Source organism: Armatimonas sp., from assembly GCF_964826245.1.
The window spans coordinates 1-19,500 of the sequence record NZ_CBAYMC010000059.1 but is presented as its reverse complement, the minus strand read 5'-3'; the positions used below and the strand labels follow the sequence as shown (position 1 = coordinate 19,500).

Here is a 19,500-nt window from a genome sequence, read left to right as displayed (position 1 = left end):
ACGGCGGCGAGCCTTGCGTATGGCCTGCAGAACACCAAAACGGCGACTATCGCCGTCTTTGATCTGGGCGGTGGGACCTTTGATATCTCGATCCTGCGCCTAGAAGACGGTCTCTTTGAGGTGCTGGCCACCGGCGGCGACACGCGCCTCGGTGGCGATGACTTCGACGATGCGCTAGTGGCGTGGCTGAAGGCACGAGCGAACCTACGCCTCACCGAACCCGCAACACTACGCCTTGCCGCAGAGAAAGCCAAGCGTGAGCTGAGCGAGAAAACCTCGACGGATTTTCTGGGCATCGCTCTCACGCGCGAGGACTTTGACGAGGCAATCGCGCCCCTGATCGAGCGGACACTCGCCGCCTGCCGCCAGTGCCTCACCGATGCGGGGCTGAGCGCTTTGGAAATCGCCGAAGTGGTATTGGTCGGCGGCTCAACGCGCGTGCCTGCCGTTCAGAGTGCCGTCGGGCAGCTCTTTGGGCGGACGCCGCACACGCATCTCAACCCCGATGAAGTGGTCGCGCTGGGGGCCGCGCTCCAGGCCGATATCCTCTCCGGCAACCGCGACGATTTGTTATTGCTAGACGTGACGCCGCTCTCGCTGGGGATCGAGACCATGGGCGGCGCCGTAGAAAAACTCATCTTCCGCAACTCCAAGATCCCCAGCACGGCAAAAGAAGAGTTTACGACCAGCGTGGATGGCCAGACAAAAGTGCTGCTTCACGTGGTTCAAGGCGAGCGCGAGCTAGCCGCCGACAACCGCTCGCTCGCCCGTATTGAGCTGACCGGCGTCCCACCGCTGCCCGCTGGTGTCCCCAAGATCGAAGTCCAGTTCCTGCTCGATGCCAATGGAATTCTCCAGGTCAGCGCAAAAGAGCTGCGCTCCGGAGTCGCCACGGAGGTGCGGATCAAGCCCACCTATGGCCTCGACCAGTCCCAGGTCAAGCAGCGCGTCCGCGACTCGTTTCTCCACGCCGACGAAGACTTCGCCGCCCGCATGGTCGCCGACATGCGCACCGAGGCCCAGTCCGCGATTCTGGGTGCGCAAAAGCTCCTGCCCGGCTACGAAGGCGACGACAAACCCGCCATCGAGACAGCCCTCGCCGAGCTGATCGCCGCCAAAGAATCCGGCACCGACCATAACCTCATCCGCGAGAAGATCGAAGCCCTCGACAAGATCGGAGAGAACCTCGCCGCCAGCGCCATGAGCGGGGTCGCCAACAGCCTCATCGCCGGAAAAACCCTCACCGAGGCAAGCGAGTATCTCGATGAGCGAAAGAAGGAGCAGTCGTAAGCGATGGAACTCCAACAGCTCTATGCCCACGCCACCCGCTGCCACACCACCCTCGCTCCCGTTCTCCACGCCCACCCCGAGCTGCTTCACCGGGAGTTTGTGACCACGTCGCGCTTCAACACAATCGCGAAGCTCCTCGTGCACTGCAACGGAGCAGAGGAGGGCTGGTACGCCCGTCTGATTGACAAGCCGTGGCCTCCGTCCTACGCAGATCGGGCTCCCAACGACTTGGAGAGCCTCCTCACCGACGCCGAGACGCTCCGCACTCAGACGCTTGCTTTCCTCGCCGCCTCCTCCCCCGAGAGCTTGGCGCAAGTCTTTACCGTCGCGCTTGGCCGCCCCACCTCTCTCACAGCCCAGGAAATCCTCTTCCACATCATCAACCACGAGCAGTGGCACCGCGCTCAGATCTACACGGCTCTCCAGAGCTTCGGGATAGAGCCCCCCAACCTGGACTATGTGTTGCTGAAAATATGACCATTCCCTTTGATTTCTTCGTCCTCGCAGCCGTCGCGGCGGAGCTTCGGGCGGCGCTGGTCGGGGGGCGGGTGCAGAAGGTGCAGCAGCCAAGCACCAATGAGATCATTCTCTCGACCTTCTCCAAGGCGGCAGGTGGGCGGCGCTTGCTCCTCTGCGTTGATCCCCACGCCGCGCGGGTGCACTTCACGCAGATCAAGCGGGACAACCCCACGCAGCCACCGGGGTTCTGCCAGATCGCGCGAAAGTATTTGGAGGGCGCATGGATCGAAGCGGTGGAGCTGCCGTTTCCTGACCGAGTCCTGCACCTGGTCTGCCACACGGTCGAGGGCGAGCGCGTGACCCTGATCTGTGAGCTGATGGGCCGCAACTCGAACGTGGTGCTGGTGAGCGGAACCAACACCGTGCGCGGCGTCCTGCGCCACGGCGGGGAGCGTGAGATGCACCACGGCGCGGCCTATAAGTCCCCCCCCGGAATCTCCACCGACGCGCCCTTTCTCTCCAAGTTCGCCGAGACGGAGTCCGCCTTGCGCCCCGAAGGCGAGCTACTCCAGCGGGCCGCACTCGGGCAGTTTTCGCCACACTCGATCCAGGGCGCGGACGGCCACACGGTCGGGGTCTGGGCCTTTGAGACCAAGAGCGTGGTCGGTTTTCCCCGCGAGAGCATCTCGGTCGCGCTGGACACGTTCTGGGCGACAAAGCTCACGGAAAAAGCTGAAGACAGCGCCGAGGCCGCTGCGGAGCGCGCCCGCCAGCAAGCTCTTGCCCGTGTTGAGAAGCAGCTCGCTGAGCTAGAGAAGACCTTTGCTGAGGCCGCCCTCGCCGACAAGCACGAGGAGTGTGGGAACTTGCTTCTGGCGCACCTGGCGCAATTCAGTAAGGGTGCAGAGAGTGCCGAGGTATCGGATTTCTACAACGACGGCCAGACACGCACGATTGCGCTGGATCCCAAAAAATCCCCTCACGAGAACGCCGAAGCCTGGTTCGACCGCGCCCGCAAGGCCCGCGACGCCACCGAGTACGCCACGCGCCGTAAAGTAGAGCTAGAAGCCGAGCGTGCCACGCTACAAACAAACGCCCCCCTCCCCCAACCTGCCTCCGCAGGATTGGCACCCAGAGGGTACCCGGGGGCCGGGGGAGGAGGGGCCGGGGGAGGAGGGAAACCGGGCGGCAAGAAGTTCGAGGGCCACAAGATTCGCACGCTCACGCTGGAGGGCGAGTGGACGCTCTATATCGGGGAGAACGCCACGAGCAACGACTACTTGCTCACCAAGGTCGCCGGGCCCAAGGATCTCTGGTTTCACATCCGTGGGGTCGCCGGCGCACACGGGGTATTGCGAACCAATGCCCACCCCGAGCGCGTCCCCGATGCAATTCTGCGAAAAGCAGCGGGACTAGTGGCCGCACGCTCTGGTGAGAAACACGCTGGATTGGTTCCTGTGGACTACACGGAGCGCCGCTATGTCCGAAAGCCGCGCGGGGCCAAGCCCGGGCAAGCAGTCTATACCATCGCAAAGACAATTGACGTCGAGCCGCAAGGTATGTAAAACACGGGTACAATGCCCGCATGAAATCGTATCTCCCTCTCTTGCTCCTGCCAGCGGTGGCAGTCGTCTTCACGCTCACAGAAGCGCAGTCTCGGGTTCAGGAAAAATCCGCCAAGACCATGGCCAAGGCCGCCGAGAGCCTGCTGACACTGCTCACGCCCGAGCAGAAAGCCAAGGCGACTTTTGCCTTCACCGATGCCGAGCGCACCAACTGGTACTTTGTCCCCCGCGATGATCGCAAGGGCGTACAGCTCAAAGAAATGACGGCGGAGCAGAAAGCTGCCGCCATGGCGCTCCTCAAGACCGGGCTCTCGCAGAAGGGCTACACCAAGGCGACCACGATCATGGCGATGGAGAAGGTCTTGAACGCCATCGAGAAAGGCACCGGCCCCGTTCGCGATACCGAGCGCTACTTTGTCTCGTTCTTTGGGACGCCCCCCTTCTCGGCGAGCAAGCCCTGGGGCTGGCGCTTTGAGGGCCACCACTTCGCGCTCAATGTGACCCTGGTCGGGGGGAAGATCGCGGCGAGCCCGAACTTCTACGGCACCAACCCCGCGGAGATTCGCGTGGACGACGGCGGGATGAAGGGGACGCGTGCCTTAAAAGACGAAGAAGAGGCAGCCCGGGCACTCCTCGTCGCGCTCACGCCAGAGCAGCAAAAAACGGCGATCTACGACACAGCCGCTCCGAACGATATCTTCACTGGCAATAAAGTGAAGGTCGCGGCGCTGGAGGCAAAGGGAATCCTCTATAAAGACCTGAGTAAGGCGCAGAAGAAGCTCCTCGATGCGCTCATCGGGGTTCACACGGGCAACATGGCCTCCGAGCTGGCAAGTGCCCGCACCGCGAAGCTCAACAAATCTGGGAAAGACGCGATTCTCTTTGCCTGGGCAGGTGAGACCGAGGTGGGTAAGCGGCACTACTACCGAGTTCAGGGCCCGACATTTCTGATCGAGTACGACAATACGCAGAACAACGCCAACCACATCCACAGTGTCTGGCGGGACTTCGACGGCGACTTTGGTCAAGATCTGATCGCGGAGCATATCGCGAGCGAGAAGCACTAATGCGTGCGGTTTTTATCACCGAGCTGGGAGAGATCGAGGTGGAGCTGGACGCCAAACGCGCCCCAGTCTCGGTGAAGAACTTCCTGCGCTACGTGAAAGCCAAAGCCTACGACGGCGGGACGTTCTATCGCACCGTGACAACCACGCCGGACAACCAGCCGGATAAAACCGTCAAGATCAACGTGATCCAGGGCGGCGCGCGGGAGGGGTTTAAAGCCTTCCCGCCCATCGCTCTGGAGCGCACGAACAAAACGGGTATCAAGCACAAAGACGGCGCGATCTCCATGGCCCGCGACACGCCCGACTCCGCGACGGAGGCGATCTTTATCTGCGTGGATGATCAGCCCGAGCTGGACTTTGGCGGCAAACGCAACCCTGATGGCCAAGGCTTTGCCGCGTTTGGAAAAGTCGTGCGCGGGATGGAAGTTGTCAAGAGGATCCATAAGAGTAAGGCCGACGGCCAGAGCTTGACACCCAAGATCACAATTAAGAAAGTGGTTCAGAAGTGACGATAGAGAAACGCAAGCTGGGGCGCACGGGGCTGGAAGTCTCGGCGATTGGCCTGGGCGGCGCGGGAATAGGTGGGATCTACCAGAATACCGTGGCGGATCGTGACACGGTCGAGACGGTCGAGCTGGCACTGACGAGTGGGATCAACTTTATTGACACGTCGCCGCTCTATGGCGAGAGTGAGCGTCGGCTGGGGATCGCCCTGCGTGGCGTGGATCGCAAGAGCTATTTTTTGTCTACGAAGACGGGGACGCATCCCGACTACAAACAGGACTACTCGTGGGACGGGACACTACACACGGTCGAGAACTCTCTCAAGCTACTTGGGGCCGATTATTTTGATATCTTGCTCGTCCATGATCCCGACAAGATCGAGCCGGTCTTTGCCAAGCGCGGTGCGCTCGAAGCCTTGGAGTGGCTGCGCGAGCAAGGCGTCGTTAAAAATATCGGGCTGGGCCAGCGGCGGCACGATTTCCACAAACTGGCGATCAAATCAGGGCGCTTCGATGTGATCCTCACCTACAACGACTACCATGTCACCCGCACCACCGCGCTCACAGAGGGGCTGTTGGAGATCGCGGCGGAACATAACATTGGCGTGCTCAATGGCTCTCCGATGGGCCACGGGCTCCTCACCGGAGTTGATCCGCGCACGCTCCACACGCCGCACTTAGTGGAGCGGGATGCAAAAGCCGCCACCACGTTCTACGACTGGTGCCAGAGCAAGAAGCTCAATCAAAAAGCAGTCGTTCTCCAGAGCTGTCTAAAGCAGCCCCTGATCCACTGCACGCTGACGGGAGCCAAGAACAAGCAAGAGCTACACGAAAACTTAGAGGCGCTCCAAGACGAGATTCCGGATTATGTCTGGGAAGACCTCAAGGCACTCAAGCTCACAGAGGGACAAGTCTGACCCGCCGCCCGAGAGGATCGAGCTCAATCACCGAGAAGTGACTTAAAAAATTCATCCCCAGCAGGAGCCCGTGCTCAAAACCCGTCGCGGGGTTGTGGACTTTATCGAGAAACGAAGCCGCAGTCGCCTCAGAGTAGCTTGCGAGAAACCGACTCTCTGGCGTGAGCAGCTCATAGCCCACCGAGAGCGTGCGGCGCTCGATCTGCTTGTGTGACTGACCAATCCCCACCGTGGTTTGCAGGCGATCTCGGCGGAAGCGTGCGCTGAGCTGCGCACCTGCCCGAAGCGAGAAGAAGTCCTGAGTTGCGCCGGTGTCTAAGATCGCCCAGAGAGCAACCTCTCCAACTCTCCCCTGTCGCCGACAGCGCACCCCGATCACCGGCTGATCCGCAACAAAGTGCAGCGGAAGCGAGATGCCTGGTCCTTCGCGGAAAGCTGGCTTTTCGAGCAAGGTGAGCGTGTTCTGGCGCAGGTCAATCCGCTGCACCCGCTCTCCCAGAACCCGCCAGCCGATCAGCCCATCAAAGCCTCCGAGGTTGCCCGGTGCAGACTCAATTAGTAGCCGCCTTAGCTCTAGCTCCCCAATCTGAAGCCGCTCGCCACGGTAGAGCTGACCGGCACTCTGGCCCTGAATGCCGGTCAGTACAGTACTCGCCACAAATGCCGGCTGGAGCCGCGCCAGTGCCTGCGAGGTGAGCATACAGTGATGGCCGCCCCCCGTATCGTAGAGCAAGCGCATCGGCTGGCCCTCGATAAGGGCATCGAAGTAGATCATCCCACGCGGATCACGTTTGAAAGAGAGTGTCTGTACGGGTGGCAAGGGAGTCTGTGGGCAGAACATCCCCCCCTCGGGGAAGGCACGGCTCACAAAAGGCTGAGTTTGCACACTCAGACGCAGGGGCTGGCTCCAGAAATCAAACGGATAGCCACGCGGCGCAAGGCGTGCCAGCGCGGCGACAACCTGCTGGGCTTCCTCAGGCGTGGCAGCGACAGCGAGCAAACCGAGCCAGCCCTCGGCGAGCTCAGGCCGTTGCTGCGTTGCACGGAGAAAGTGGCCATGTGCTTCGTCGCGGCTTGCCTTCCAGCGCAGTGCCACCGCCCCTAGGGCCACCAGCGGCCAGTAGGCGCTGGAGTCACGCGGGGCGGCCCACTCCGCGCTCTGCTGCGCGCGTTGTGGCTGTCCGCTCCGCAAGTACGCCAGCGCCAGAAGCCCCTCACCCTCAGGAGTTGGCGCGGTCACTTTCTCGCCCACCGTGAGCGCTTCCTGCCAGCGATCCAGCCGCAAAAGTGCGTGAAGCTCTCCTTCGTAGCTGTGTAGTGCTCTATAGCCTGACCTAGCCCGTGCAAACTCCCCTTTCTGAAAGAGGAGATTGGGGGCCAGCGGAGCAAGTATGGAGGCCGGGATCCAGGGCGTCTGTGGCATGTCCTGCTATTCTACCGCTCAGGGAAACGTCACAGAGCCCAGAGTCACCTGCCGCATCGCGCCCGTCACGGATGGCAGGTTCGCCGGGTTGCCCAGCAGCGTCTCGTTGGCGAGCACACAGAATGCCAGCGCCTCTTTGGCATCCCCGTTCATCCCTACATCTTCGTGCGTGAGCACCGGAATCGGGTCGAACTTGGAGCGCAGAAACGCCATCAATGCAGGGTTGCGCGCTCCACCGCCACCAATAATCACCTCATCGGGCATCCGGGGTAAGTGCCGCTCGTAGGCATCCTGAATGGAGAGAGCCGTAAACCACGTCAGGGTTCGCAGTAGATTGCTTTTACTCTGCATCACGCGAGCACTTCGTGGAAGCGCGTGTTTGAGAACTAGGTCAAAGCAAGCCTCACCAAACTCCTCACGACCGGCGGACTTGGGCGGCTTTTGTGCTAGAAACGGGTGCTCGAGCAGCCACTCTAGTAGCTCATAATCGGGCTCCTTGACTGCTAAGGCAAGCTGGCCCTCACGGTCGTAGCGGAGCTGTCCATCGGTGGCCCACTGTGCAGCACGATCCATGAGCATGTTGCCGGGGCCGGTATCGAAGCCAAGAACTTGGTCGGGCATGGCGTTGGGTGGCAGAAACGTGACATTGCCGATTCCCCCGATATTTTGGATCGCGCGGGCTTTCGTCGGGTGTGTTAAGAGGCACCAGTCCACGTAAGGCACCAGCGGCGCTCCCTGCCCCCCGACGGCGACATCCGCGCTCCGAAAGTCCGAGACAACAGGCACGCCAAGCCGCTGCGCCATCACGGCTGCACTGCCAATCTGGAGCGTCGCGCCGTACACTGGCTCCCCCGAACTCGGGGGCGGGGGGGGCAAGCCAGTGTTGGGCGTGTGGGAGATCGTCTGGCCGTGGCTGGCGATGACATCTACTTTGCTAGCGCCTAGCGCCTCGACAGCCTCCACAAAAACCTCCGCAATCGCGACGGAGACTTTGGAGACTTCCTCGGCATTGCCTTCGCCGTGACTGAGTGCCAGCACCCGCTGGCGGAGCGTGTCGGGGATGGGCTGCTCGATAGCCTCGAGCAGCTCCACTTTTGTCTCGCGCCCACTGCCTGAGATTCTCACCAGCGCCGCATCCACGCCATCCACGCTTGTGCCGCTCATCAGGCCCACCAAGAGGCGCTCGGGCTTGGCGGCATAGTTGGCAAAGTACTCAGCAGGTCGCATCAGATCAATTCTAGCAGATGTTTCATGAATCCGGCGAACCCGAAGCGCCCAGCGACGGCTTGGGCGGCGTTCGTGCCCAGTCGTTCACGCTCACTGGCACTGTCCCAGAGCTGCATGAGAGCTTCACGAAGCGCAGACTCGTTGTGCGGAGGAACGAGAACTGCGGTCTGATTTTCCTCGACATAGTCCGTCACGCCGGGCACGGAGCTTACGATGCAGGCTTTGTGCGCTGCCATGGCCCTGAGCAAGACCGTCTGACCCGAGGAGAAACTTGTCGGGTGGAGCGGGATCAGGTGCAGGCGTGCGGAGGCGATGAGCGCATTGGTCGTGTTGTGATCCGTGTTGAAGCGCACCGTGACATTGGGCGGCGGCGTCACGCCTCCAAACGGCATGTCATCGGCGGCGACCACAGTGGCGGGAATCTCCAGCCCTTTCACGGCGCGAAAAAGAGTGGCATAGTCCCGATTCGACTGGCCCAGTGCCAGCGCAAAGCCACCGTCTGTGGGCGTGGGCACATCACTTGGGGCAGCCCAAGGCGTGGGAAGAAAGACAAAGCGCTCCATGGGGAGCCGTAGTAAGCCGGCGTACTCATCACGCTCTGCCGACGAGAAGCAAACGATCTTAGTTGCGTCGGCGAGAAGCCCTCGAAATAGTGGGAGTGCCTTGGAAATTCCACCTCTTAAGATCGGCCCCACCACGATCACGGGTGTTTTGGCACGCTGGAGCCGCCGCAGGAGTAAAACGGCGAGAGCGCAGCGCAGCTCCCACGTAAAGACCGTGTCGTAGTCTGACAGCTTGTAGCCCCGCCCCAACAAGCAGAAAAACTCTGCTAGATACGGCGGCAGCTTGCTCGCACGCGGCGTACGATCTGGGTTGGGCTCCGGGGCGGCAAAGAGTAGCTCCCCCGTATGCTCGTTTGGTAGATACTCAAAGAGCCAGCTCCCCAGATCGCGCCAGGGAATCGCAAAAGCAAGACGCATAAGACAGCTCTATTATGGCTCTGGGAGCCTGAAAAGTCAGCACGGTGTATAATATGACCCGATGGATCCGACACTAGCACAGCCCCCACGCCCCAACCCGGCGATGTTTCTCCCAAAGCCCACGCTCACCGTCAATCTGCGCAGCCAGCAGACAGAAAGCGCGGAGTTCGCGGGTCTCAACCGTAGCGCCACAGTGAGCCGCACGACCCTGGATGCGACTTGGCTCAAGCCTGGCCTCAAGCAGACACAGAACCTGACGTTTCGCGTTGACCGTAGCAGCTTCGATTTTGCTCCCCCCAGTCCGACGGCACTTGCGGGTCTGCCACGAGCCGCCAATCCCTTCGAAGATGCAACTCAGGTTCGTTTTGGCGCGACGTTCATCACGCCCCAGAGCAAGACGCGCTCCCGCGTTTTGGGTTTTAGCCTTGATAGCGCCGCCTCCGCACGGGGAGACTTCTCGCGTGGTGTGGCGGCGGGCCTGATTCTGGGGCAGCGCCATGTGGCGCGCCCCGGCCTGACTTGGACGTATGGCGTCGCCGTGCGCTCCCAGATCGCCGACAATGACTTTCTCCTGATCCCGGCGGTGGGAGTGGACTGGCAAGCGCAAAAAGACCTCCGTGTGCTCTTCCAAGGCCAGGAGCTACGCGCCACCAAGACTCTCAGTAAATCCTGGAGCCTCGCCAGTGTCACGGGCTTCGATGTCCGCCGCGCTTGGCGACTCTCGGATCGTGCGGCGGTGAGCGAGGGGGTTGTCCGTGAGACGAGCTTCACCACGGGGCTTGAGCTGGGCTACACCCATAAAAACACCACAGCTGCGCTGGCAGCAGGCTGGCAGTTTGGCCGTCAGTTCCAGCTCGATGACCGCTCGGGACGCTCCGTCCAGACTATAGACGCTGGCTCAGCCCTCATGCTGGGGCTACGCCTGAGCCGTCGGCTCTAGCTCCACAACCTGACGCCGAATCTCCTCAACCACACAGTCCTCACGGCTCATGGGCGTGGGAGCATCGGTGCGGATGATGCTGATCTTGCCGTCGAGCTCCAAAACCGCAAAGCGCACCTCGGAGACCGACGCGACTCCCTGCTCCCGAAACGCCATGAGTAGGTCGTTGAGCGAGACACTCTCTTTTCGCATGGCTTTCTCGATCACGATCCCATTGTGCACCAAGAGCGTCGGGGAGCCTTCCAAGAACTTGCGGAGCTTGGGTGAGCGAGCGGTGATTTTATTGAGTCCCCAAGAGAGCGTCAGTAGTACCGCCACGCCCGCAAACGAGCCGCCTATCGAGTTGTCCTCCCCAATCATCGCGTTTTGCACGACATTGGAGATCAGCAGCAAGATCAGAAAGTCAAAGAGCGTCGCCTGCCCCAGCTCCCGCTTGCCCGAAAAACGAAACGCCACGAGGAGAAACCCATAGACCACCAGCGGCCTAAGAATCTTCTCCATCCACGAGATATGCGGGATGAGCAGCGGCTCCAGCTCCCAGAGATGCAACGTCCAAGTACCCATGCGCGTATTATCGCACGAAACCCCCTCTCTGTTCTCTGCACCCCGAAACCAATCCCCACATTCACGGGTATCCAAGGCAGCACCGAAAGAGAGTCTCAAAAGTCAGCACACCGGGAATCAAAAGGCACATTGATTTTGGAACGAGTTTAGATTCTCGCTCCGAGATTGGGACGCTTGCCTTCCATAAACACCTCAATATAGTCTCAAAAAGGAACGTTTAAGAGGCAGCTCATGTCTGTGAATCAAGTGGTTATGGATTTTGTCATGTTGTTGGGTGGATGGCGTTTCGTTGCGATTAAATGTTATTAGAGAGGCTTTTGACAAGCAGGATTATCACTGATACCATGTGTTTTGTCGTGAGAACCTAAACATCAACAGAAAATCTAATGGATTGAATCGCTTTGGTTAGATTTTGGGCCACTCCTGACGATGGAGTCAATCAACGTCGGTGAAAGTCCAGTGCCAACAGAAAGAGGTCGAAATGTTAATAATCCCCTTGTTTGCTTCACTGCTTACCCCAGTCTCTATGCCTGTCAAAAAACCGCTTCCTCAGGGCATTTCAATTGCGAACGCAGAAATTGTTCGGACTGCGTTTTCTTCGACATCAGGTACGACTACAGGTATTGAATTAAATACAGAGATGAGTTTGGTCGAGACACCCTCATGGTGGGGGGAGATGTCGCCATATTCTGAGACTAGCATAAATGATGATACCGGTATTGGTGTCAGGTCAACTATTACAGTCACTGCGCCTACTGGTTGTGAAGATGTTAGTTTAAATCCTTGGAGTCAAATTATTAATAATTCAGGATCAACACAAACAAACATTCAAATGGCATACAAGATACGTGCTTTTGGTCTGATATCAGGAAATTTTCCAACCGGTGGGTCTTCATCCGCAACTATAACTATGAACTCGAATACTGCGACAGGTAATAAATCAGGATCGGGCCTTATTTTACCGGAATTAGTTTATAACGATCCCAAGACATTTATCATTACAATCGCGACTTTGGCGGATGGAGCGGATGCGATATTTACTGGTTCAGGTGAATTAGTAGTCACTGCATTATAGGTACGCATCAAGTATCTGCTTAGGACTAGCAAAGTTAAGAAATGTCGAAGGTTTTCAGTATTTTATTTAGCACTAGGATGATAATCACGGTGATTATCATTCTAATAATTCGGAATGCTCATGCCCAAAGCGTGAAAACAGATAATTTATTCAAATTACTATCTGATAAATATAAAATAACTCTGATTTCTGATGATTATCCCGTATTGAGCGGAAGTAATTCAGATAATATATCAATCGAGAATCTTTCTGATTTTTTTGACTGCGAGGTGATTAGGAATGAAAAGAATGTTGTACTTCTAAGAAACAAGTTTTCTTCTAGAATGAATGTTCCGAAAATTAGTTTCTTAGAAATTAAAACTCGATTATCTCTTTTGCAAAAAAGCTCAAAGAGGTTAGTACCGCAAAACACGGATCCTGCACTTTTTGCTAAGATGCCAGGAGTTATTGTTAAGAAGTTAAAACATATAGCTAAGGATAATGATATCAAAAATGGAATCCCGGTTTCCCAGTTAAACACTGATATTATTAGCGATGTCAATATTTTGTGTACCGAGAGATTCCTATCAAATCAGTTAATGATAAATAGAATCTTGCGACAAATAGAGTCTATTAAAAACGAAAGCTCATTCTTGAAGCTTGTAAAACCACATACTTCATCTCCTGAAATACTAGTATTAGAGGGTTTATTTGGTAATTCAGATTTCAGATTCCAATATGGGGTAAGTCATAGTTTTATTATTAGTGGGGGTGTCAGTTATGTTAATATCAAGGGTGATATATTTGCGACGAGTGCTTTTGAAACAAACCCGCCACTTGATAGTTCCGTTTTTGAAAAACTCTCTAATCTAGTGAATACTCCGAACCGAACTATTAAAGTTATTGAAAATAAAACTACAACACTGGGTTCTTATTGTAAAACATTCACAGAATCATACACTGATTTTCCGATACAGGCGGATGAGAGTATTCGGAACCGAAAATTATTAATTGTTGGTGAAAGATACTCAAGACCAAAAGAAATACTGAGTTCAATTTCCACATTATTTAATTTAGAGATAGCCATTCAGAGCAATGGCATTCGTATTCTTCGACCAAAAAGACCACCAATACCATTGACGATTAGCGAAGTTAATCATAATATATTTAATTACATTCCTGGCCCATTCGCATCGTTAAATAGGCAACGGATTGATGTAAATAATCTAGATTCAATATATCATGACTATCTTGCATTATTAGACAATCAACTGAAGGGCAAGGTTTCGATCAAATCTCCTTTGAAAATCTCTGAAACGGATCCTGAAATTGTGAATATATTATCTTCATTGTTTCTAATTTCTGCAATTCATCAAATTAATATTAATCGAATAATGCCTAAATACCCAGATTGGCTACAAGAAACTGGTTCATTAATTCTAAAAATAGAAGGCGATTTCTTGCCTGGTTCTAGGATAGAATTAATATTAAAAAATAATAAAACTGGTGATGTCGCATTTCGTAAAAGTGGAATCTTCAGGTGATTCAAGTAAATTTACTTGGGGCTTTCTCCAATGAACCTCATTGGAGTAAATGCTGTCCCAAAAACGGTCGTTTTTGAGACGTGTTGCTGCCTACCTGACGGACTACAGTACTGTCGTCTTCGGACGCCTTTCATGTTTCTACGACTATACCAAAGCCCTATATCAGAGTGCAAGGGGTTGGGTAAGTTTGTTGAGGCGGTCTGGAAAAGGCAGGCTAAAGGGGCGAGAGTTTTGGCTTATCCGATGAAAGAGTTGGTTTATCTAGCCTCTGGATAAACGTAATCTGTGGCGGAATAAGGACACTCTCTGAGGGAGTTGGGCAAGCCTGCTACTCGATACGCTTATCCAGACGGAGATTTAGCCAAATCCGTAGCGGGGTTGGCAAAAGCGGCGATAGAATATTCGTAGGCCGAGGGGGGCTTGTTGGACGCTCTCCCGGCGCTGGTTGAGAAAGGAAACACGATCATGAGTAAAGTGAAACTACACCTGCAGAACCTTCCCATTGCGGAGAAATTGGCCCTGGCGCGGCGTATTCTCGCCAAGATCAAGAACAACCCCGACCTGCCCCAGGCACAGGCGCTTGTGGCCCCTACGGAAGCCGAGGTAGATGCGCTTGAGGCCGCCGAGACAAAGGTGCAGGGCTCGCGGCAGCAGGCAATCGCAGACACGCTGGCGCGGGATGCGCAGGAGACGAAGACGGATCAGGTGCTGCGTGTGATGGGCGAGGCGGTGGAGAAAGAGACTGGCGGGGATGCGGCCAAGATCCACGGGGCGGGGCTAGAGACTGCGGCGGAAAAGTCGGCGATTGGGCCGCTTTCTGCACCGGCGCACCTCGCCGTGACGCAGGGCGATGAAGATGGGGAGCTGAGCGTGTCGTGCGACAAGGTGCGCGGAGCCAGCTCGTACTTGTGGGAAGTCACCGAAGATGCCACGGGAAAGAGCGGCTGGCGAGGGGCAGGCGTGAGCACCAAGTCCCACCATGAGCTTCAGGGGCTCACCAGCGGCGTGCGCTACCATGTCCGGGTCGCCGCCATTGGTGCCGCTGGACAGAGCCCCTTCAGCGACGCGATAGCCAAGGTCGCACCGTAGCCACCCAATAAAATTGGGCGTCGTCCTTTGGGAAAACAAAGCCCGTGCCGGGCTGGAGAGTTGGATTCCCCAGCCCGGCACGGGCTTTACAGTGCGTAGCGCTACTCGACGCCCCGTTCACGGGGCGGAGCTAGTTCTCCATCAGCTCGGATTCTTTGGTCTTGGTCATCGCCTCTAGCTCAGCGACGTACTTATCCAGGAGCTTCTGGACATCTTTCTCCGCGCGCTTGGCCTCGTCCTCGGTCACTTCTTCGTCTTTTTTGAGGTGCTCGTTGGCATCGCGGCGGATGTTGCGCAGAGCCACACGACCCGCTTCGGCCTTTCCGGCGAGCTGCTTGACGAACTCTTTACGGCGCTCGGTGGTGAGGGCGGGGATATTGAGGCGGATGCGAACCCCATCGCTGTTGGGATTGAGCCCCAGGTTGCTGTTCATGATCGCTTTTTCAATCAGCGGCATCGCGGCCTTGTCCCAGGGCTCGATTAAGAGAACGCGGGGCTCGGGCGACGTGATATTGGCAAGATCACGGACGTTCATCGGGGTGCCGTAGTAGTCTACTTTCAGACCGTCCAGCATCGCCGGGTTGGCGCGACCGGTGCGTAGAGTCGCAAAATCTGCGGCGGTAGACTCCAGGGTCTTGCCCATACGGGTCTCGGTGTCTTTTAAAATCGAAGAAACGCTCACGAAGAACTCCTCTCGACCAGCGTCCCAATCGGCTCGCCGACCACGGCTCGCTGGATATTGCCGGCGACGTTCATATCGAAGACGATAATCGGCAGGTTGTGTTCCATACAGTGGGTAAAGGCGGTCAGATCCATGACGCGTAGCTTCTTGTCCAGCGCCTCCTCGAACGTCAGGTTCGTGTAGGGCTTGGCATCGTCAAACTTACGCGGGTCTTTGTCGTAGACCGCATCGGTGCCGTTCTTGGCCATCAGCACCACATCGGCTTCCAGCTCAACAGCACGCAGGGCGCTGGCGGTGTCGGTGGTGAAGTACGGGTTGCCCGTGCCACCTGCCAGAATGACCACACGGCCTTTCTCCAAGTGGCGGATCGCACGACGGCGGATAAAGGGCTCCGCCACTTGCGGAATCGGGATCGCGGTCTGAACGCGGGTGTCCACCGAGCATTTTTCCAGGGCATCTTGCAGTGCCATGGCATTGATCACCGTGGCGAGCATGCCCATGTAGTCGGCCTGTGCTCGGTCCATTCCCTGCTTCTCCCCCACGGAGCCGCGCAGGATATTCCCGCCCCCTACCACAATGGCGATCTGAGCACCGGTCGCCTGAATAGACGCCAGCTCCAAGGCGATCTTTTGAATCGTCTCGGGCTCGATCCCATAGCCTTGCTCACCGGCAAATGCCTCACCGGAGAGCTTGAGCAAGACACGATTGTAGCGGGGACGGGACTCCATTTCGCTTATCCTTCGGCTTTCTTGACGTTCTCACCTACCTGGAAGCAGGCAAAACGCACCAGAGCCGCGCCGGGGGTCTCTTTGACAAGCTGCCCAACGGACTTCTTGTCGTCGCGAATATACGGCTGGTTGAGCAGCACGATCTCCCCGAGAAACTTGTTCAGACGGCCCTTCACGGCTCCCTCGATCACCTGAGCAGGCTTACCCGCCATCTTCGGATCGGCGGCAGTCTGCTCGGTCAGAAGCCGAGTCTCTTTCTCGATCGTTGCCGCGTCCACATCCTCAGAGCTCAGGAAACGGGGCTTGGCAAACGAGATGTGCATCGCGACCTCACGGCCCAGCTCCGCCACACTCTCACCCGATAGCTCGACCAGAACGCCGATCTTGCCCCCATCGCTCGATGGCCCACCAGGGTTATGGATGTAGCTGACCAGGGTGTTGCCTGGCGCGGCGTTGAAACGCGTGAAGCGGCCAAAGACAATCTTCTCGCCAATGGTGCGCACCGTCTCGTCGTAGAACTCCTTAAGCCCCGCATCGGCGATGACGGCATCGGTCGTGTCGGCTTTACCCGCCGCAGCCTTCTCCGCCAGCACACGAGCCAGCGCCTTGAAGTCGTCGTTGCGCGCCACAAAGTCAGTCTCAGAGTTCAGCTCGATCAGTGCGCCATCGGTACCACCATCGGTGATATAGGCCATGATCAGCCCCTCGCCTGCAACACGGTCGCCTTTATCTTTGACACCCTTTTTGCGCAGGAACTCGACGGCAGCCTCTAAATCACCATCGGTCTCGCTAAGAGCCTTCTTACACTCCATCATCCCAAGGCCGGTGCGCTCGCGGAGCTGCGCCACCATGCCCGCTGTAATTGCAGCCATTTTCTTTCGTGATCCTTTCGGTTAAACAGTGCCCTTTTCAGGGTAACATAGCAAAGGGTAGGATTTTTGCCCTACCCTCGCGGAAAACTCTATCGCCCAGGAGGGGGCAGAACGTAAAGACTACTCGGCGTCGGCTTTTGCTTCCTCAGCCACTACAGGAGCCTCTTCCACCACCACAGGAGCAGGTGCGGCTTCCGCTTCTAGGGCATCGGCGAAGAGCGCGTCTGCCTCATGGTCTACCGGCTTGCCTTCGTTGTCGTAGTCGAGATCAATGCCCTTCTGGTCTTCTTCAAGCTGACGGATGCGATCTGCCGATGCAGGGTCTACGCCAAAGGCAGCGGCCAAGTCACCAGAAGGAACCTCGTCCCACTCCTCTTGCTTGACTTCGACAATCGCCTCAGCAATCTTATTGGTGATCAGCTTGATCGCACGGATAGCATCGTCGTTGCCAGGAATAATGTAGTCCACATCGTCTGGGTCGCAGTTCGTGTCCACAATCGCCACGATCGGAATACCAAGAGCCTTGGCTTCCTGAACGGCGATGTGCTCTTTCTTGAGGTCAATCACAAAGAGACACGCGGGGATGCGGGGCATGTCCTTGATGCCACCCAAGTAGCGCTCTAGCTTCTCGTACTCTTCGGTCAGAAGAGCGGCCTCTTTCTTGGTAAGGCGCAGGAGCGTGCCGTCTTCGGTCATCTCCTTAAGCTGGCGCAGACGCGCGATTCGCTTCTGGATCGTGGTGAAGTTGGTGAGCATGCCACCCAGCCAGCGCTGGTTGACAAAGTACTGGCGGGAGCGCACTGCCGCTTCTTGCACGGCATCAGAAGCCTGCTTCTTGGTTCCCACAAACAAAATCGTGCCGCCATCGGAGACAATGTCCTGGATAAATTTCTGGGCATCATCGAAGAGCTTAAGGCTCTGGTGGAGGTCAATGATGTAGATTCCATTGCGGCTACCGTAGATGTAGCGCTTCATCTTGGGGTTCCAGCGACGGGTCTGGTGACCAAAGTGGACGCCTGCTTCGAGCAGGTCTTTCATGGCGATTGTGGCCATAGTTTTCTTCTGTTCCTTCTCGGTTTCTCCTCCCCACGACGCGCCCTTGCGGGACCGAGATTTATCGTGAGTGTGACATTAAAAAAGCGCGAGCCTCTCGCGCCTTACATCTGGCGAAACCTTCGCAGTTTATCACAGTAACTTTTCATCAGCAACTGCGATATAAATAGGCATGATGCAACAACAAACCGAAAAGCCAAGACTCACCACCACACAGAAGACACTCTTCGCTCTTCCTGCTCTCGTTGTGGTGCACATTGCCTACTACTGGCCGCAGCTACCCGAGCGCCTGGCATCTCATTTTGGACCTTCCGGGAAAGCAGATGGCTGGATGAGCAAGCAGGAGAACATGATTTTCTATCTTGCTCTGGTGAGTGTCTCATCAGCTCTCTGGACGAGCATAGGCTGGATTCTCAAAAAATCCCCCGATGAGAGCATCAATATCCCCAACAAAGAGTACTGGCTTGCCCCGGAGCGCCGCGAGCAGACTCTGGTGCGCATGGGGCACCAGCTGTCTACTTTTGGAGTCGCCACCATCGCGTTTCTGATGGCCGTGATGCACAGCGTTTTTCTTGCCAACCTCAATGGGGGAAAGCAGCTCGGAGCGCTGTTTTTCATCTACCTGGCTGGTTTTTTAGCCTACACGGGGATCTGGGCCTACCAGATGGTCAAGGGCTCCAAAGTTCCCGAAGCCCCCTGACCCCCAAGATTGGGGGCTGGGGGGCTAGATCGCGACGCGTTTTCCGGTAGTTGCGGACTCGACGGCACCAAAGACCATCGCGAGGCTCTTGATGTTGTCGTGGCACTCGCCCATCGGAGTGGCTCCGGTATCGAGCGCATGGAGAAAGTCTTCCAGGCTCCCGGCAATCCCACCGGAGATCTCCTCAGTGATGGGCTCTTCTGTGGATTGTGTCTCACGGTGAAAGCCTTCTGTACCGACTACTTTAGCCCCTTTCAGGATGTCATTGCCATCCCAGAGTGCGGTGCCCGCATCGCCGGTCGCACGCCACTCACACTCCCAGCTTGTGTGCAGACCCTCCGCGCACCACGAGCCCCTATAGGTGAAACGTAGACCATTTGCCATCTCAAAGAGACAAATGGCCGATGCGGCGCCTTTGTACCAGGACCATGCTGGGTTGAACTCTTCCGCATAGACGGACACGGGGTCCGCCCCCGAGAGATAGCGTGCCTGGTCAAACGAGTGAATCGCCATGTCCAGAAGCAAGACATGATCCATCTCATCACGAAAGCCCCCAAAGTGCGCCCCGATAGCGAAGTCTGCGTTCAGAATCCCCAGCGAGCCGCAGGTCTTCTCGATCAGCCGACGGTAGGCCAGAATCCGGTTGTCGTAGCGCCGCGACTGGCTGACCATGTAGAGCTTGCCGGATTTATCGCTTGCCGCGACCATTGCCCGAGCGGCCTCCATCGAGTGCGCCATCGGCTTTTCACCGATCACGGGAATCCCGTGGGCTAGTGCCGTGAGAGTCACTTCGTGGTGGGCCTCAGGGATAGTCACATCTACCACAAAATCGGGCTGCACCTC

The 19,500-nt window shown here is 56.9% G+C and carries 19 protein-coding genes and 1 pseudogene; 11 read left to right on the top strand and 9 right to left on the bottom strand.

Annotation, left to right across the window (positions count from 1 at the left end; all coding sequences use genetic code 11):
• The 6 genes from AC1XOS_RS07925 to AC1XOS_RS07900 all read left to right on the top strand — a co-directional run.
• A partial coding sequence (locus tag AC1XOS_RS07925; RefSeq protein WP_481961674.1) for an Hsp70 family protein occupies positions 1–1,290 on the top strand: 1,290 nt, incomplete at its 5' end.
• A 3-nt stretch (positions 1,291–1,293) separates the two neighbouring features.
• Positions 1,294–1,767, top strand: a complete 474-nt coding sequence (locus tag AC1XOS_RS07920) for a DinB family protein (protein ID WP_481961673.1) — start codon at positions 1,294–1,296, stop codon at positions 1,765–1,767.
• Positions 1,764–3,314 (top strand): Rqc2 family fibronectin-binding protein, encoded by a 1,551-nt coding sequence (locus AC1XOS_RS07915; RefSeq protein WP_481961672.1) that lies wholly within the window; start codon positions 1,764–1,766, stop codon positions 3,312–3,314. Before AC1XOS_RS07920 ends, AC1XOS_RS07915 begins: the two co-directional genes overlap by 4 nt.
• Before the next feature lie 20 nt (positions 3,315–3,334).
• Positions 3,335–4,381, top strand: a complete 1,047-nt coding sequence (locus AC1XOS_RS07910; RefSeq protein WP_481961671.1) for a DUF3500 domain-containing protein — start codon at positions 3,335–3,337, stop codon at positions 4,379–4,381.
• Positions 4,381–4,890: a peptidylprolyl isomerase gene (locus AC1XOS_RS07905; protein ID WP_481961670.1), complete on the top strand. Its 510-nt coding sequence runs from the start codon at positions 4,381–4,383 to the stop codon at positions 4,888–4,890. Before AC1XOS_RS07910 ends, AC1XOS_RS07905 begins: the two co-directional genes overlap by 1 nt.
• Positions 4,887–5,801 (top strand): aldo/keto reductase, encoded by a 915-nt coding sequence (locus tag AC1XOS_RS07900; protein ID WP_481961669.1) that lies wholly within the window; start codon positions 4,887–4,889, stop codon positions 5,799–5,801. The genes AC1XOS_RS07905 and AC1XOS_RS07900 overlap by 4 nt, the downstream gene beginning before the upstream one ends.
• On the opposite strand, the gene AC1XOS_RS07895 is transcribed toward AC1XOS_RS07900, so the two are convergent.
• Genes AC1XOS_RS07895 through AC1XOS_RS07885 form a run of 3 tightly spaced genes read right to left on the bottom strand, consistent with a single transcriptional unit; the run spans position 5,782 to position 9,431 of the window.
• A complete protein-coding gene (locus tag AC1XOS_RS07895; protein WP_481961668.1) occupies positions 5,782–7,224 on the bottom strand; it encodes an aspartyl protease family protein in 1,443 nt (480 codons plus the stop codon). The genes AC1XOS_RS07900 and AC1XOS_RS07895 overlap by 20 nt on opposite strands.
• 18 nt (positions 7,225–7,242) lie before the next feature.
• The gene (locus AC1XOS_RS07890) at positions 7,243–8,451 is read right to left on the bottom strand and encodes an anhydro-N-acetylmuramic acid kinase (protein ID WP_481961667.1); all 1,209 of its coding nucleotides are present in this window, start codon (positions 8,449–8,451) and stop codon (positions 7,243–7,245) included.
• A complete protein-coding gene (locus AC1XOS_RS07885; RefSeq protein WP_481961666.1) occupies positions 8,451–9,431 on the bottom strand; it encodes a glycosyltransferase in 981 nt (326 codons plus the stop codon). The genes AC1XOS_RS07890 and AC1XOS_RS07885 overlap by 1 nt, the downstream gene beginning before the upstream one ends.
• A 61-nt stretch (positions 9,432–9,492) precedes the next feature.
• On the opposite strand from AC1XOS_RS07885, the gene AC1XOS_RS07880 reads away from it, so the two are divergent.
• On the top strand, positions 9,493–10,371 hold the full coding sequence (locus tag AC1XOS_RS07880; RefSeq protein WP_481961665.1) for a DUF6268 family outer membrane beta-barrel protein: 879 nt from the start codon (positions 9,493–9,495) through the stop codon (positions 10,369–10,371).
• Here AC1XOS_RS07880 and AC1XOS_RS07875 read toward each other — a convergent pair.
• On the bottom strand, positions 10,348–10,935 hold the full coding sequence (locus AC1XOS_RS07875; RefSeq protein WP_481961664.1) for a DUF421 domain-containing protein: 588 nt from the start codon (positions 10,933–10,935) through the stop codon (positions 10,348–10,350). The genes AC1XOS_RS07880 and AC1XOS_RS07875 overlap by 24 nt on opposite strands.
• 481 nt (positions 10,936–11,416) lie before the next feature.
• Here AC1XOS_RS07875 and AC1XOS_RS07870 point away from each other — a divergent pair, with 481 nt between their 5' ends.
• From AC1XOS_RS07870 to AC1XOS_RS07860, 3 genes are all read left to right on the top strand, one after another.
• Positions 11,417–12,010, top strand: coding sequence for a hypothetical protein (locus AC1XOS_RS07870; protein ID WP_481961663.1), 594 nt, complete (start codon positions 11,417–11,419; stop codon positions 12,008–12,010).
• Between the two features lie 89 nt (positions 12,011–12,099).
• Complete coding sequence (locus tag AC1XOS_RS07865; protein ID WP_481961662.1) at positions 12,100–13,533, top strand: hypothetical protein; 1,434 nt, start codon at positions 12,100–12,102, stop codon at positions 13,531–13,533.
• A 465-nt stretch (positions 13,534–13,998) separates the two neighbouring features.
• The gene (locus AC1XOS_RS07860; protein WP_481961661.1) at positions 13,999–14,622 is read left to right on the top strand and encodes a fibronectin type III domain-containing protein; all 624 of its coding nucleotides are present in this window, start codon (positions 13,999–14,001) and stop codon (positions 14,620–14,622) included.
• Positions 14,623–14,752: 130 nt separating this feature from the next.
• On the opposite strand, the gene frr is transcribed toward AC1XOS_RS07860, so the two are convergent.
• From frr to rpsB, 4 genes and pseudogenes are all read right to left on the bottom strand, one after another.
• Entirely contained in the window at positions 14,753–15,265 is a 513-nt protein-coding gene (frr, locus tag AC1XOS_RS07855) for a ribosome recycling factor (RefSeq protein ID WP_481961675.1), read from the bottom strand.
• Positions 15,266–15,300: 35 nt separating this feature from the next.
• Entirely contained in the window at positions 15,301–16,032 is a 732-nt protein-coding gene (pyrH, locus tag AC1XOS_RS07850) for a UMP kinase (RefSeq protein WP_481961660.1), read from the bottom strand.
• Between the two features lie 5 nt (positions 16,033–16,037).
• Positions 16,038–16,904 (bottom strand): translation elongation factor Ts, encoded by an 867-nt coding sequence (tsf, locus tag AC1XOS_RS07845; RefSeq protein ID WP_481961659.1) that lies wholly within the window; start codon positions 16,902–16,904, stop codon positions 16,038–16,040.
• Between the two features lie 354 nt (positions 16,905–17,258).
• Positions 17,259–17,957 (bottom strand): annotated as a pseudogene (gene rpsB, locus AC1XOS_RS07840) (30S ribosomal protein S2); the annotation flags it as partial.
• 172 nt (positions 17,958–18,129) lie between these two features.
• Here rpsB and AC1XOS_RS07835 point away from each other — a divergent pair.
• Positions 18,130–18,657, top strand: a complete 528-nt coding sequence (locus AC1XOS_RS07835; RefSeq protein ID WP_481961658.1) for a DUF1648 domain-containing protein — start codon at positions 18,130–18,132, stop codon at positions 18,655–18,657.
• A gap of 24 nt (positions 18,658–18,681) precedes the next feature.
• On the opposite strand, the gene AC1XOS_RS07830 is transcribed toward AC1XOS_RS07835, so the two are convergent.
• Positions 18,682–19,500, bottom strand: an 819-nt coding sequence (locus AC1XOS_RS07830; protein ID WP_481961657.1) for a Gfo/Idh/MocA family protein, incomplete at its 5' end; no start/stop codon positions are given.